A 14,822-nucleotide genomic window follows, 5' to 3' on the forward strand; every position below is an offset into this window, starting at 1 on the left:
CCTGAAGACTCCTAAGCGTTGGCTTCTCGGACAGCAGCGTGGTGTGCGATGGCGACGGCGGGCCGGCCTGTGTGGCGGTGGTTTGCGAAGGTTCTTACGCCAGCGAGCAGTATTCTGGAAGGACAGAATGGCCCAGGCCGCCAACCAGGAGCTCGTTGACCAGTTCGAGGAGTTCTACCGGCGATACTACAGCGACGAGATCGGGAACCTCGCACGCCAGTATCCCCGCGAATCGAAGTCCCTCGAGTTGCACTGGCGGGATCTCTACCAGATGGATCCGGACCTGGCCGACGATTACATCAGCCATCCCGACCAGCTCCAGGAAGCCGCCGAGGAGGCGTTGCGGGTGTACGATCTGCCCGTCGACGTGAGCCTCGGGCAGGCACACGTTCGCGTGCACGGGCTGGCCGAGCACACGGACATCCGGGCGATCCGCGCCGAACACCTCAACACGATGGTTTCGATCCAGGGGATGGTGCGGAAGGCCACCGACGTGATGCCGAAGATCCAGCGTGCGGTGTTCGTCTGCCAGCGCTGTGGCACCGACACGGAGGTGCCACAGGGGGATGCGGGGTTCCAGGAGCCGTATCAGTGTGAGTCCTGCGAGCGCCAGGGACCGTTCAAGCTCGACCCGGATCGGTCGGAGTTCGTGGACTCCCAGAAGCTGCGCATCCAGGAGTCACCCGAGGGGTTGGGCGGCGGGGAGACGCCACAGAGCATCGACGTCCACGTCGAGGACGACGCCACCGGCAACGTCACGCCGGGCGATCACGTCACCGTCACCGGCGTCCTCCGGCTCGACCAAAGCGAGGAGGCCACCGACTCGCCGGTGTTCGAACATTACATGGAAGGGTCGTCGGTCGTCATCGAGGACGCCGAGTTCGACGAGTTGAACATCTCCGAGGCGGACAAAGAGGAGATCGTCGCGCTCTCGGACCACGAGGAGATCCACGAGGAGATGGTGGATTCGATGGCGCCGGCGATCTACGGCCACCGCGAGGCCAAGCTCGCGATGATGCTGCAGTTGTTCTCGGGCGTCACCAAACACCTCCCCGATAAGTCCCGCATTCGGGGCGACCTCCACATGCTGCTCATCGGTGACCCGGGAACCGGGAAGTGCGTGCGGGGCGACACCACGGTGGCGCTCGCCGACGGCAGCGAGCGCGAGATCCGGGACCTCGTCGAAGCGAACCTCGACGACCCGCGGCCCGTCGATGACGGCGTCTGGGACGATGTGGACGTGGCCGTCCCGTCGCTTGCAGCCGACGGCAGGCTCGTGCAGCGCCGCGCGACGAAGGTCTGGAAGCGCGAAGCCCCCGAGACGATGTACCGCGTGCGGACGGCGGCCGGTCACCGGCTCACCGTCACGCCGAGCCACCCGCTGTTCGTCGCCGGGTCGCACGGCCCGGACGCGGTCCGAACCGAGGAACTGGAGGTCGGACAGCTCGTCGGGGTCGCCCCGGACGGCGACGGCTCCGGGCAGGTCGCACCCGACGGGGGCGTTATCCGGGACGCACAACCAGCGCCGGTGGGGAACGCCGAAACCGTCGCGTGGAGCGCCATCGAATCGATTACCGAAGTCGAACCCGACGAAGAGTGGGTGTACGACCTCGAAGTTGAGGGGACCCACAGTTACCTCACCGACGGCGTGGTCTCGCACAACTCCCAGATGATCTCCTACGTGCAGAACATCGCGCCCCGGTCGGTGTACACCTCCGGGAAGGGGTCGAGTGCGGCGGGGTTGACCGCCGCGGCCGTTCGCGACGACTTCGGTGACGGCCAGCAGTGGAGCTTGGAGGCGGGCGCGCTGGTGCTTGCGGACAACGGCGTGGCGGCCGTCGACGAGTTGGACAAGATGGCCGACGACGACCGGTCGGCGATGCACGAGGCGCTCGAACAGCAGAAGATCTCCGTCTCGAAGGCGGGCATCAACGCGACGCTGAAGGCGCGGTGTTCGCTGTTGGGCGCGGCGAACCCGAAGTACGGGCGGTTCGACCAGTACGAGCCGATCGGCGAGCAGATCGACCTGGAGCCGGCGTTGATCTCGCGGTTCGACCTGATTTTCACCGTGACCGATCAGCCCGACCCCGAGGAGGACGCGGCGCTGGCGGATCACATCCTGCAGACCAACTACGCCGGGGAGTTGAACACGCAAAACGAGGAACTCGCGAACGCGAACTACTCGGAGGCGGAGATCGAGAGCCAGACCGAGGACGTTGCGCCGGCGATCGAGCCGGGGTTGTTGCGGAAGTACATCGCGTACGCTCGGCGGACGTGTTTCCCGACGATGACCCCGGACGCGCGCCAGGCCATCGAGGAGTTCTACGTGGATCTGCGATCGAAGGGCGCGGACGAGGACGCGCCGGTGCCGGTGACCGCGCGCCAGCTGGAGGCGATCGTGCGGTTGGCGGAGGCGTCGGCGCGGCTCCGGTTGTCGGATTCCGTGGAGAAAAGCGACGCCGACCGCGTGATCGGGATCGTGCAGTCGTGTCTCCAGGACATCGGTGTGGACCCCGAAACAGGCGAGTTCGACGCCGACGTGGTCGAAACCGGGCAGTCGAAGACCCAGCGGGATCGTGTGAAGAACATCAAGGCACTGATCGGGGAGATCGAAGAGGAGTTCGACGACGGCGCGCCGGTCGAGGAGGTCCTCGATCGTGCCGAGGAGATCGGGATGGACGCCGGGAAGGCCGAACACGAGATCGAGAAGCTCAAGGAACGCGGGGAGCTCTATCAGCCGAACACGGACCACTTGCGCTCGATCTAGCCGACGGCCGGGCTCGGGGGTTGTTCGAACCGGAACGCCTTTTTTGAGTGCGTTGGAATGTCAACGTAATGTTGTTAGCAGTGGCGTATTCGCGGGCGGCTCGCCGGCAGTTGTGGAACACCTGTGACGCCCATCCGGGGTGTGTCGTGGACCGGTTCGGGCGGGCTGTGCTGTTCCGGGAGACGGAGTTCAGCGCGTTGCAGGTGTTGCGGCTGCGGGCGCGACACGGCGGCCACGTGGCCGTCAAGCAGACGGCACCGTTCAACGAGTTCAGGGAGGTGCCCGAGCGGATCAGGACCGCTGCGGAGGCGTACGAGGGCCGGGCGTCGCGGAGCACACCGTATCGGAAGTTCGCGTCGGGGACCGAGCATCCGGATCCCGAGGGGTTGCGTGGCGTGCCGCTATGAGGGTGGCGTTCGGCGAGCGCGTGCGGCGCGGGCGCGCCGTCGACCTCCGGAACGAGGGCGTGCCCGCGTCGGCGGTGGTGGCGGCGATCACCGACCCCGATGACGGCCGTGTGCGCGGACAGCGGCCGGCCGCGGTCCACGAGCACGTGGGCGTGCTGTGCGAGGGGACGACGCTGCGGGTGGGAGTGGCACTGGCGGCGGCGGCGCGGAGTCGGGGCGCGCGGACGACACACGACGACGAGCTGGCGGCGGTGACAAGACAGCTCGCGGGGTTGTCGACACCGGACGTGGATCTGGCGGCGGCGCGGGAACGGGTCGCGGCGGCTGAGGTGGCGGTCGGTCACATGCGCGAGCGTGCGGCACGGGTCCAAGGGCGGACCCAGCCGGGGGATGGGGAGCCGGTGGTGGCCGTGACCAGGGCGCTGACGGCAGTGGAGACGGAGTGGCACGCCGCCAAAGAGCGGTTGCGGCGGGCGCAGGCCGCGTGGGCGGACGCCCGCCGCCGGCTCAGCCTCGAAGACCGGCGGGCGAACCTGGAGCAGGCCGCCCGGGACGCGCTGGTAGCGCGCTGGAGTGACCGGTTTCGGCGGGCGATGGACGCGCTGGCGGTGCCGGCGAGCGTCCCGCCGTCACAGCCCCCACGGCGGTTCAGCGGGCCGCCGTGGGCTGGCGCGGCCGCGATCGCCAGGCTGGCCGCGCCGGGCGCACCCCTGGTTGTGAGCGCGGCGGTGTGCGCGGACGCGCTGGCGGCGAGTGCGGCGCTGGATGCGCCGGTCGTGGTGGTGGCTGATTAGGCGTCAGTGAGGTTCTGGTAGGTCGCGCGCAGCGTCACCGGGGTGACGTCGGCGACGGCCGCGGCGGCCGACTGCGTGACGGCGTGGTCGGTCTCGGTTGCGGCGGTGTAGAGGCAGCCGGCGGCGACGCCGCTGGGGTTTCGGCCGGCGACCAGGCCGTCGGTTTCGAGTGCGGCGACGAGTTCGCGGGCCTGGCGCTCGATGCGGGCCGGCAGGGAGAGGGCGTCGGCGTATCGTGGGAGGTATTCGCGGGGGTCGATGGGGCCGGTCGGCAGCCCGAGATCACGGTTCATGGCGTCGTAGGCGGTGGTGAGTTCGGGGCGGGTGGCGCGGGCGGCGGCGGCGATTTCGTCGAGGGTGCGGGTGACCCCGTTGGTCCGACAGGTGGCGTAGACGCCGGCGGCCGCGAACCCCTCGATGGTGCGGCCGTGGAGCAGGCCCGCCGTTTGGGCGGACGCGAACAGCGTGCAGGCCTGGTCGCGGAGCCCGGTGCCGATGCCGAACGTGCCGATGAGGCGGCGGATCTCCGTGAACCCGTAGATCCGGTTGTAGTCGGCTTTCGAGGGGATCGTGGCGCGCTTGTGTTGACGGCGGAGCCGTGCGAACTTGCGGCGTTTGCGGCCCGTGAGCCGTGCGCTGTAGCCGATCTCGGTCGAGAGGCCGCGGTCGTGGCGGGAGCGGGTGAGCGGCGCGCCGGTGCGCTCGGGTGCGTGGTCGGGGTCGTCGGAGAACGTCCGCCACTCGGGCCCGTGGTCGATGGGCGCGTCCGTGACGACGAGCCCGCAGTCGGCACAGACGTGTTCGGTGTCGGTTTCGCGGATGGTGCCGTCGCATTCAGGGCAGCGGTGTGGATGCTGCATTGCGTGTGTGCGTAGGGGCCAGAGGAGTGTGTAAGCACCGGCGAGCGAGCGTCGAGACGGGGCGAGACGGGCGCGAACGGGTGGATAGTCGATACGTTCGCTGGGCTCGGCGGGGGCTGTGGCGGCAGCGAGTGCGTACATTTACGTTCGAGTGGGGTGCCATCGCGGTCCATGGGATTGGCGGAGATCGCCGACGGCATCACGACGACAACCACACAGCAGCGGGAACGTGGGGTGGCGAGCGTGGACCACACGCGGGCACCGCTGGCCGACCGATTGGGGACGTACGCCGACCGGCTGCCGTGTACGGCGGCGCAGGCGGCGGCCGTCGCCAAGCAACACGCCAGTGGCGCCGGCGAGCAGGCAGTGAGCGACGCCGTCGGCGTCCCGCCGACGACGGTGGCGAAATGCCTGCATCTGCTTGGCTTCGACGACGTGATGCCGCTATCGGAGCGACAGCGCGAGCCGGTGGCGGCGTGGCTCAAGGGGCAACGAACGCGGGTCGATGCGGTGGCGGCGGCCGACGGAACCGAACGCGAATGCATGCTGGCCGCGTACATCATGACCCACGACAGCCTGCCCGGCGCTGCGGACGTGGTGGTGAGCGCACTGTCCCCCCAGCAGGACGCGATGGTGGCAAAACGGGACGCGCTGGCGGCGACGCTGCCGGGATCAGGTGAGGCGGGCGTGGACGGCGTCTAGGACCGACCCGGTGGAAAGCGACGCGGCGACCGCGGTGTCGAAGACGGCGTCGGCGAGGGCGGCAACCGCGGCGGTGAACGCGCCGGTGCCCGAAAGCGGGACTGGTGTGTCGGGGACGCCGGTGGTGGCGTGAGTCGGCACCGCGTGTGTGGCCGCCCGCGGTGTGTCGGCGGCGCGGTTGGCGACGACGTGGGTGCAGTCAGTGCCGATGTCGGCGAGCCGACCGCGGGCACGCTGGAGGGTGTCGACGCCGCGGTCACCGGGCGGAACGACCGCGACGACGGCGTCGGTGGCCGTGACGGCGGCGACCGCCTGGTTGGCGGCGATCGGCGGGGTGTCGACGAGCACGTAGTCGTGTGCGTCCGCGAGCGTGTCGACGACGCTGCCGAGGCGGGCGGCCGCCGCGGGTGTTTTCGCGGCGGCGATGCGCTCGAAGGCGGCGAACGCGGGGTAGGCCGTGAGGGCGGCGTCGGCGTCCGGGGCGATGGCGTACCGGGCGGCCGCCGGGGCCGCGTCTGTGGTGATGACCCGCGTGACGTCGGTCGTGATGCGGCCGGGAACGTGCTGTGCGAGGCCTTGGGTGGCGAACGCGGCGTCGAGAACCGCGACGTTTGCGCCAGTGCGTGCGAGGACAGCCCCCGTGGCGACGGCGAGCCGGGTGGCACCTGCGCCGCCGGCGGTTGCGGTCAGTGCGGCCGTCCTGGCTGGTGAGTCGGACACGGTCGGGACTGCCGCGCCATCGCATAAGAATGTCAGCGGGGGTCAGGCCAGGCGGTCGGTGATGTCCGCGGCGGTGGCGTCGAGGTCCGCGTCGGAGACGTCCGGACGGGTGCCCGCGGCGACGTGCAGCGGGCCGCCGTCGTCGTCGGCGAATCGCGGGATGATGTGGCCGTGGACGTGGGGGACCTCCTGGCCGGCGGCCGTGCCGTTGTTGAACCCGATCGTCGTGGCGTCGGCATCGACCGCGGCTTCGACCGTGGGCGCGAGCGCGTGCAGCGTCTCGAACACCGCGGTGGCGTCGTCGCCGGGCGTGTCCGCGAGCGTGGCGGCGTGGGTTTTCGGGATGACGAGCGTGTGGCCGGGCGCCATCGGCGTGGCGTCGAGGAACGCCAGCGTGTCGGCGTCCTCGTGGACGACGCGGGCGGGGATCTCGTCGGCGATGATCTGGCAGAAAACGCAGTCGTCGGACATGGCTGGTCGGACGCGCGGCAGCCTCTTAAGCGTGCGTACGCGAGGTGTTACTCGATCAGCGGCAGCAGGATGCCGAACAGGAACGGGCAGACGACGATGCCGAGCACGCCGAGGATCTCCAGGTCGAACAGCATGGACGCCTCCCAGCCGGAAACCACGCCGGAGCCGAGGACCGTGCCCGCCGCTCCGACGCAGATCATCGCCGCGCTCGCCGCCGTCCCGTACTTCGCGAGGTCCGGGTAGTCGATGTTCGCTGTGTTACTCATACCGGGGGTGGGGCGTGGCCGATGGTAAGTCTTCCGTGTCGAACGGAAGGCATACAACGCGCAACTTCCTCACGGCGTGTATGATTGAATCCGTGCCGGAGCTGTTCGACCTCGTGACCGCACCGCTGTTGACGCTCGCGGGCACGACGCTGGTCGGTGGGGGGCTGTTCGCGGAGCTACAGAGCGCCACGGCGCTGGCCGGCGACGGCGGCAGCATGGTGTTCGGGCTGTGGCTCGCCGTGATGGGCGCAGTGGGCGTCATCGGCGGGGCGAAGGTCGTGCGCGACGCCGTCACCGGGCAGCTGTCGTAACCGGGACTGTACAACCGATTGTTCTTTGAGGTGCGAGCGGGACGGTACCCGTATGAGTGGATTCGGTGACGTGCCCGACCAGTACGATCCCGCGGGCGTCGAGGAGCGGGTGTTCTCGTACTGGGAGGCCGTCGACGCGTACGAGCAGACGGTGGATCATCGCGCCGACGCGGAGACGTTCTTCTTCGTTGACGGCCCGCCGTACACCAGCGGCGCGGCGCACATGGGCACCACCTGGAACAAGACGCTGAAGGACGCCTACATCCGCTACCACCGGATGCAGGGCTACGACGTAACCGATCGGCCGGGCTACGACATGCACGGCCTCCCGATCGAGACGAAAGTCGAGGAACAGCTGGGCTTCGAGTCGAAAAAGGACATCCAGGAGTTCGGCGAGGAGGCGTTCATCGAGGAGTGCAAGCGGTTCGCCGACGACAACCTCGACGGGCTGCAGTCGGACTTCCAGAGTTTCGGCGTCTGGATGGACTGGGACAACCCCTACAAGACCGTCGACCCGTCGTACATGGAGGCGGCGTGGTGGGCGTTCAGCGAGGTCCACGACAACGGCCTCGTCGAGCGCGGACAGCGCTCGATCAGCCAGTGCCCGCGCTGTGAGACCGCCATCGCGAACAACGAAGTGGAGTACGAGGACGTCACCGACCCCTCGATCTACGTCAGGTTCGACCTCGACGACCGCGAGGGCAGCCTGGTGGTGTGGACGACGACGCCGTGGACGATCCCCGCGAACCAGTTCGTCGCCGTCGACGAGGACGGCGACTACCAGCAGGTGCGTGCGACGACGCCGGACGGCGAGACGGACGTCCTCTACGTCGCGTCGGAGTGCGTCGAGGACGTGCTGTCGGCGGGCGGCTACAGTGACCACGAGGTCGTGGCCGACCACTCGGGCAGCGACCTGATCGGGTGGTCGTACACGCCACCGCTGGCGGACGCGGTGCCGGCGAACCCGACCGACGCCGACGGCACCCACGAGGTCTACCACGGCGACTGGGTGGAGGCCGACCGCACCGGCTTAGTGCATTCCGCGCCCGGCCACGGCGAGGAGGACTTCGAGCGCGGGGCGGAGCTGGACCTGCCGGTGTTCTGTCCGGTCGGCGAGGACGGCGTCTACACCGACGCGGGAGGCAAGTACGCGGGGGCGTTCGTGCGGGACGCCAACGACGACATCATCGCGGACCTCGAAGCGCGGGACGCGATGCTCGCCAGCCAGACCGTCGAGCACAGCTACGGCCACTGCTGGCGGTGTGACACCGGCATCATCCAGATCGTCACCGACCAGTGGTTCATCACGATCACGGACGTCAAAGACGAGTTGCTGGCGAACATGGACACCTCCGAGTGGCACCCCGAGTGGGCGCGCGACAACCGGTTCCGGGATTTCGTGGAGAACGCCCCGGACTGGAACGTCAGCCGGCAGCGCTACTGGGGGATTCCGGTCCCCATCTGGACGCCCGAGGACTGGAGCGGCGACGCCGAGGACGTGCTCGTGGTCGGCACCCGCGAGGAGCTCGCGGCGCTCGCCGACCAGGACGTCGACCCCGCGTCCGTGGACCTCCACAAGCCGACCGTCGACGACATCACGATCACCGAGGATGGCACCGAGTACACGCGCGTGCCGGACGTCTTCGACGTGTGGCTTGACTCCTCGGTGGCGTCCTGGGGCACCCTGAACTACCCCGAGCAGGAGAACGACTTCGACGAGCTGTGGCCGGCCGACCTCATCATGGAAGCCCACGATCAGACCCGCGGGTGGTTCTGGAGCCAACTGGGCATGGGGACCGCCGCGCTCGGCGACGTGCCCTACGAGGAGGTGTTGATGCACGGCTACGCGAACATGCCCGACGGCCGCGGCATGTCCAAATCCAAGGGCATCACGATCGAACCGAACGAGGTCATCGACGAGTACGGCGCGGATCCCATGCGGATGTTCCTGCTGTCGGTGACCCCGCAGGGCGACGACATGAGCTTCTCGTGGGACGAGACCGAGAACATGCAGCGGGACCTCAACATCCTCTGGAACGTGTTCCGGTTCCCCCGCCCGTACATGGCGCTCGACGACTTCGACGCCAACGTGCCGGCTGCGTTCGGCGGCGACGACGCCGGTGTCGGGATCGCCGACGCCGACCTGGAGACCGTCGACGAGTGGCTGCTGTCCCGGCTCCAGCACGTGAAAGCCGACGCCACCGCCCACTGGGAGGACTTCGAGCAACACCGTGCGCTGGACGCCGTCCTGGAGTTCGTCGTCGAAGACCTTTCACGGTATTACGTCCAGGTGGTGCGCGAACGCATGTGGGAGGACGACGCGTCGGCGTCGAAGACCGCAGCGTACGCCACCATGCAGCGCGTCCTGCTCGAAGTCGTGGCGCTGCTCGCGCCGTACGCGCCGTTCGTCACCGAGGAGCTGTACAGCCACCTCACCGGCGATCGGGGCTACGATACGGTGCATATGGCCGACTGGCCGACCGTCGAGGAGTCGCTGCGCGCGCCGGCCCTGGAGGCCGACGTGGCAGTGCTGCGCGCCGCCGAGGAGGCGGGCAGTCACGCCCGCCAGCAGGCCGGCCGGAAGCTGCGCTGGCCGGTCACGCGCGTCGTCGTGGACGCCGCCGAGGACAGCGTCGTGGACGCGCTCGACGCCCACGGCGACCTGCTCGCGGACCGCCTCAACACGCGCGCGGTCGAGGTCGTCGAACCCGGGGCGGCCTGGGACGAGCTGGCGTACAGCGCCCGCGCGGACATGAGCGAGCTCGGGCCGGCGTTCGGCGACGACGCCGGCGCGGTGATGAACGCGCTCAACGACGCCCACGTCACCGACAGGGACATCGACGCGCTCGCCGAGCAGGTCGCCGCCGACCTCGGGAGGGACGACATCGAGTTGACCACGGAGATGGTCGAGTTCGTCGAAGAAACGCCCGAGCACGTCGCCGGCGCGGCGTTCGAGACGGAGACGGCGGCGGGAACGGTCTACGTCGACACCGAGTTGAACGAGGACGTCGAGAGCGAGGGGTACGCTCGGGAGGTCGTGCGCCGCGTCCAGGAGATGCGCAAGGAGATGGACCTGGCGATGGACGCCGAGATCCGCCTGGACGTGCTCGTGTTCGACGAGCGCGTAGGCGAGCTGGTCGCGCGCCACGAGCCCCTCATCACAGAGGAGACGCGCGCCCGGGAGCTCGGGGAGGTCGAGGACGGCCACCGCGAGGAGTGGGACGTGGAAGGAACCACGATGATCCTGGAAGTCGAGGCGGTGTAGGCGGCCGCTCTTACCGTTTGACCGGAACGTTGCCGAACCGGACCGTGTGGCGAGTGAGCCGTTCGCCGCCGCCGTCGACGTAGTCGACGCCGACGATGGTCATCGTCGCGGGTGTTTCGCCGTCCGGCAGCGCGTACGTCGCCGACAGGGTGGCTGACTCGCCGACGCCGAGCCGGTCGGTGGCCGCGGTGCCGTCCACGCGGCTGCCGTTCTGGGTCGTGACGGTGCCCAACCGGAGTTCGTAGGGTCGGTCGCCGGTGTTTTCGACGGCGACCGTGAGTGCGAACCGCCAGCCGTCGGTGGCGGCGTGCACGGTGGCGTCCGAGAGCGTGGCGCTGCGGGCGGACGCCGCCAACAGGTCGTCGCCAGTGCCGACGGGTGGTGGCCCGGAGGTGGTTGCTGTCGGGCCGGTGATCGTGGCGGCGTCGTCGCCGTCACCGTCACCGAACAGCCCCGATTTGAGGAGGCCGACGAGCGTGCCGCCTTCGATGACCACCGGGATGCCGAACCCGATGCCGACGAGCGCGCGGATCAGCCAGCGACGCGGGACGCCGTCGTCGGTGTTGTCGGTGTCTGAATCAGCCATGAGTGAACAGGTGGGTGTGTGGGTTACACCGGGAAACCGGGGCTGCCGGGGGCGAGAACGCCGTCGGCGAGCATGCCGTACAGCGGGAGCCCGTACGCGATGATCACGAGGACGACCGCGATGGCCGTCCAAACCTTGAGGTTGTCGAGGATGCGGGGGCTGTCGGCGGGGCCGGATAACGCCGACGGGATCGAACCGTTGACCGAGAGCCGCCCCATGCCGGGTCGTGACAGCCACGTGCCCACCATCACGGCCAGGAACAGCGCCAGCGAGACGAACAGCAGCGTGCCGCCGATCGCGATCTGGAGTTGCATCTCGCTGATGGTGCCGACCACCGGATCAAAGGGGGCCGCCCCCTCACCGCGGAACAGCGGCTTGGCGGTGCGCCGTGGCAGCCCGGCGAGGCCGCCGCGGTGCATGGCGTTCGACATCAGCGTCATGCCGATCACCCAGACGAACGGCTGGATGGCCGCCAGCGTCCGGTGTTGGAGGCGTTTGCCGGTGATCTGGGGGACCAGCCAGTACGCGACGCCCATCATGGTCAGGGCGAACGCGGTGCCGACGGTGAGGTGGAAGTGGCCGGGCACCCAGATGGTGTTGTGGATGAGGTAGTTGATGTTCATGCCGGCGTTGATCATGCCGGAGAACCCGCCGGCAGCGAACACGAGCCCGGCAAGCGCCATCGCCGAGAACGACGGCTTGCCCCAGGGGAGCGCGCGCAGCCAGCCGATGTAGCCGCTGCCGCCGCGCTGGCGGGCGCCGTGTTCCAGGGACGCCACGACCGTGAACGCGGTCAGCAGCGACGGTAACAGCAGCATGAAGGTGTTCGTCATCGCGATGAATTTGAACCCTTCAGCGATCCCGGGGTCGGTGTACTGGTGGTGGAAGCCGACCGGCGTCGACAGCAACACGAACAGCACGAAGACGACGCGTGCCAGCGGATCACTGAACAGTTTGCCGCCGGCGAGCTTCGGGAGGATGGTGTACCACGCCAGGTAGGCGGGCAGCAGCCAGAAGTAGACGACGGGGTGGCCGAAGTACCAGAACAGCGTGCGGGTCAACAGCGGGTCGACCTGGCTGATCCACCCCATCGACCACGGGATCAGGAACGCGACGACTTCGACGGCCACGCCGGCCGAGGAGAGATACCACATGACGAACGTCGCGAGCACCATGAACGTCTGGAGTGGGATGCGCTTGTCGGGGTTGTCCGCGCGCCACGCGCGATACGTCAGGAAGTAGTCGGCGCCGACGATCCAGGAGCCGACGATGAGCAGCGCCGCCCCGACGTAGAAGGCGGGGTGGGCTTGCAGCGGCGGATAGAACGTGTACAGCACGTTCGCGGAGCCAAAGGGCAGCTCCGGCGCGAACCCGTTGAGGATGGTGATGGCGGCCAGCGTGGTGCCGACGACCATCGAGATGAACCCCGTCCAGACGAGCCGTGGGTGCGAAAGCGGGCGGTCGAGGCTGCGTGTGACCGCCCACACGAAGAACCCACAGATCAGGAACGTGGTGAACACGAGCGCCAGCAGCACGCCGTGGCCGGTCAACACCGTGTAGTACTGGGCGGCGTTGATCGGGAGCAGCGACCGGAGGTGCCCGGTGCGGTAGAGCGCTTGCACGAGGCCAAACAGGCCGCCGATGGCGAGCGCGACGAACCCAACGCCGAAATGCCATCTGACGAGCTTCGCTTCGGTCGGGAACTTGTCGATGAACGTCACGTATCAGTCACCTCGGATTGGTCGGCAGCCGCCTGCTGTGGGGGTGTGAACTCCGACTGCGGGACGACTTCGATGGAGCCCTCCATGGCGTGGTGGGCTGGCCCACAGTACTCGTGGCAGACGATGTGGTGTGTGCGGGCTTCGTCGAAGTTGACCGTGAGCTGTGCGACCTGCCCCGGGATCACCATGGTGTTGACGTTCGTGCCGACCAGCTCGAAGCCATGGGTGACGTCGCCGCTGGTGACGTGGAACGTCACGTTCGTGTCGGCGGGTACGCGGATCGGCTCGCTCGTCCCGGGAGAGAACGCGAACTGTCTGGCTTCGACGTACACGTCGTAGCTGTCGTCGTCGGCCTGGTAGACACCGGGGTCGCGGAAGTTGTCCGCGGCAGTCGGGTTGTCCGGGTTGACTGTGCCGCCGTCGTCGCCGACCATCGCAACGCCCGGGCCGAGTGAGCCGTAGACGATGGTTGCGATGAACGCAACGATGAGTACGAACGCCGCGCCGAGCCAGAGTTTTTCGAATCTGTGAATCCTCACGTGAGTCACCCCATGATCGTCGGTCCGTTCCCGAGGAACTCGATGAAGTACGTGAACGCCCACATCCCCACGAGAATGAGGAAGTAGACCGCAACGATGGAGAGCGTTCCAACCGGGTCGTACTCGTCGTGCCCGAGTTCGGTGTCGGGTTCGAAGGCGTCGGCCTCGGGGATCGCAGGTTGGTCGTCCGTGTCGCCGCCCGGCTCGTAGTCGAACGCCCCCGATGAGTCCGGGGCGGGCGTGCGCCGGTAGTAGCTCACCGCAACCGGGACCAGCATCGCAACCCCGACCGCGCCGGCGAACACGGCTGTCCAGAGGGTGCTGGCCGGAGAGACGCTGCTGCCGGCCGCCCCGCCGCCACCACCGCCAGTGGTGCCACTCGGGGGCGCGCCGACGACGATAGCGCCTTTCATCCCCATCGTGAGATGGGGGTTGCAGTAGTACGTGTACACGCCCGCCGTCTCGAACGTATGCGTGTGGGTGAACCCCTCGTTCTCGATGGGTTCGTGGCCGCCCCAGTCGGCGCCGTCGGGCTGGGCTTGGACCAACACGTTGTGCGTGTTCGAGGTCCACTTGAACGTCACCGTCGTGCCCGGATCGACCCGCACGGCTGCCGGCCCGAACCCGTACGTGCCGCCGTTGGCGTCAGCGCCGACCTCGACGGTCACCTCGTCGGTGCCGGTTTTGTCCGTGGTGTCGCCGGTGTAGTTCCCGGTCGCGCCGCCGTCGGCGCTTTTGGTGAACCAGTCGCCGTAGTCGGCCGCGACGGTCGGCTGATCGGAGCCGCCGCCACCGCCGCCGCCGCTGTCGCCGCCGACGACGATCGCGCCTTTCATCCCCATCGTGAGATGGGGGTTACAGTAGTACGTGTACACGCCCTCGGTGTCGAACGTGTGGGTGTGCGTGAACCCCGTGTTCTCGATGGGGTCGTGGCCGCCCCAGTCGGCGCCGTCGGGCTGGGCGTCGATCAGGATGTTGTGCGTGTTCGACACCCACTCGAAGGACACCGTCGTGCCCGGGTCGACCCGCACGGCTGCCGGCCCGAACCCGTACGTGCCGCCGTTGGCGTCCACCCCAACGTCGATCGTGACCTCGTCAGTGCCGGTCCGGTCAACAGTCGTTCCGTCGTAGTTGCCGACGGCGCCGCCCTTGGCGTCGCCGGAGAACCATCCATCGTACGCTTGAGCCGCGGCCGCCCCGGTCGCCGCCGTGCCGGCCGCGACCGCCGTCGCAGTGCCGGCAGCGGCGCGCAGGACGCCGCGGCGTGAGAGCGCTGTGTCATCTAGTCTGGTCATCGTATGCACCTCGCGTTGGTCCCGTCACCGCCACAGGCGGCAACGAGAGTGCGTTGGCACCGGGCAGCAGCCGTGGGACCGTGGCCGCCCTCCCCGTGTCCGTCCACGTCCCCGTATT

14 protein-coding genes are annotated in these 14,822 nt (G+C 68.7%); 6 read left to right on the forward strand and 8 right to left on the reverse strand.

From position 1 onward, the window contains the following. Positions 1-127 precede the first annotated feature (127 nt). From APQ99_RS02890 to APQ99_RS02900, 3 genes are all read left to right on the forward strand, one after another. Positions 128-2,767, forward strand: a complete 2,640-nt coding sequence (locus APQ99_RS02890; protein WP_136361563.1) for an ATP-binding protein — start codon at positions 128-130, stop codon at positions 2,765-2,767. 68 nt (positions 2,768-2,835) lie between these two features. Continuing rightward, positions 2,836-3,174: a DUF7855 family protein gene (locus tag APQ99_RS02895; protein WP_010903618.1), complete on the forward strand. Its 339-nt coding sequence runs from the start codon at positions 2,836-2,838 to the stop codon at positions 3,172-3,174. After that, entirely contained in the window at positions 3,171-3,968 is a 798-nt protein-coding gene (locus tag APQ99_RS02900) for a DUF7856 family protein (RefSeq protein WP_136361564.1), read from the forward strand. The genes APQ99_RS02895 and APQ99_RS02900 overlap by 4 nt, the downstream gene beginning before the upstream one ends. Here APQ99_RS02900 and APQ99_RS02905 read toward each other — a convergent pair. Further along, positions 3,965-4,828, reverse strand: coding sequence for a transcription initiation factor IIB (locus APQ99_RS02905; RefSeq protein WP_010903620.1), 864 nt, complete (start codon positions 4,826-4,828; stop codon positions 3,965-3,967). The genes APQ99_RS02900 and APQ99_RS02905 overlap by 4 nt on opposite strands. A gap of 171 nt (positions 4,829-4,999) precedes the next feature. Here APQ99_RS02905 and APQ99_RS02910 point away from each other — a divergent pair, with 171 nt between their 5' ends. Next, positions 5,000-5,530: a DUF7858 family protein gene (locus APQ99_RS02910; protein WP_136361565.1), complete on the forward strand. Its 531-nt coding sequence runs from the start codon at positions 5,000-5,002 to the stop codon at positions 5,528-5,530. On the opposite strand, the gene APQ99_RS02915 is transcribed toward APQ99_RS02910, so the two are convergent. Genes APQ99_RS02915 through APQ99_RS02925 form a run of 3 tightly spaced genes read right to left on the reverse strand, consistent with a single transcriptional unit; the run spans position 5,501 to position 6,987 of the window. Further along, positions 5,501-6,250, reverse strand: a complete 750-nt coding sequence (locus APQ99_RS02915; protein ID WP_136361566.1) for an AAA family ATPase — start codon at positions 6,248-6,250, stop codon at positions 5,501-5,503. The genes APQ99_RS02910 and APQ99_RS02915 overlap by 30 nt on opposite strands. Before the next feature lie 42 nt (positions 6,251-6,292). Continuing rightward, entirely contained in the window at positions 6,293-6,721 is a 429-nt protein-coding gene (locus APQ99_RS02920) for an HIT family protein (protein WP_010903622.1), read from the reverse strand. A gap of 47 nt (positions 6,722-6,768) precedes the next feature. Further along, positions 6,769-6,987 (reverse strand): DUF7860 family protein, encoded by a 219-nt coding sequence (locus APQ99_RS02925; protein ID WP_010903623.1) that lies wholly within the window; start codon positions 6,985-6,987, stop codon positions 6,769-6,771. An 80-nt stretch (positions 6,988-7,067) separates the two neighbouring features. Between APQ99_RS02925 and APQ99_RS02930 the strand changes: the two genes are divergently transcribed. Together APQ99_RS02930 and ileS are read left to right on the forward strand one after the other, a co-directional pair. Then, positions 7,068-7,298 carry a hypothetical protein gene (locus APQ99_RS02930; RefSeq protein WP_010903624.1) on the forward strand — a complete coding sequence of 77 codons (231 nt, stop codon included), beginning with the start codon at positions 7,068-7,070 and terminating at the stop codon, positions 7,296-7,298. 52 nt (positions 7,299-7,350) lie between these two features. Next, the gene (ileS, locus tag APQ99_RS02935; protein WP_136361567.1) at positions 7,351-10,563 is read left to right on the forward strand and encodes an isoleucine--tRNA ligase; all 3,213 of its coding nucleotides are present in this window, start codon (positions 7,351-7,353) and stop codon (positions 10,561-10,563) included. Between the two features lie 10 nt (positions 10,564-10,573). Here ileS and APQ99_RS02940 read toward each other — a convergent pair whose 3' ends face one another. Genes APQ99_RS02940 through APQ99_RS02955 form a run of 4 tightly spaced genes read right to left on the reverse strand, consistent with a single transcriptional unit; the run spans position 10,574 to position 14,704 of the window. Next, complete coding sequence (locus APQ99_RS02940; RefSeq protein ID WP_010903626.1) at positions 10,574-11,149, reverse strand: hypothetical protein; 576 nt, start codon at positions 11,147-11,149, stop codon at positions 10,574-10,576. A gap of 23 nt (positions 11,150-11,172) precedes the next feature. Further along, on the reverse strand, positions 11,173-12,870 hold the full coding sequence (locus tag APQ99_RS02945; protein ID WP_136361568.1) for a b(o/a)3-type cytochrome-c oxidase subunit 1: 1,698 nt from the start codon (positions 12,868-12,870) through the stop codon (positions 11,173-11,175). Then, complete coding sequence (locus tag APQ99_RS02950; RefSeq protein ID WP_049892532.1) at positions 12,867-13,409, reverse strand: cytochrome c oxidase subunit II; 543 nt, start codon at positions 13,407-13,409, stop codon at positions 12,867-12,869. Before APQ99_RS02950 ends, APQ99_RS02945 begins: the two co-directional genes overlap by 4 nt. 5 nt (positions 13,410-13,414) lie before the next feature. Beyond that, the gene (locus APQ99_RS02955; protein WP_136361569.1) at positions 13,415-14,704 is read right to left on the reverse strand and encodes a halocyanin domain-containing protein; all 1,290 of its coding nucleotides are present in this window, start codon (positions 14,702-14,704) and stop codon (positions 13,415-13,417) included. Positions 14,705-14,822: the final 118 nt, after the last annotated feature.

This window comes from Halobacterium salinarum DSM 3754, assembly GCF_008124605.1.
Lineage (GTDB): Archaea > Halobacteriota > Halobacteria > Halobacteriales > Halobacteriaceae > Halobacterium > Halobacterium salinarum.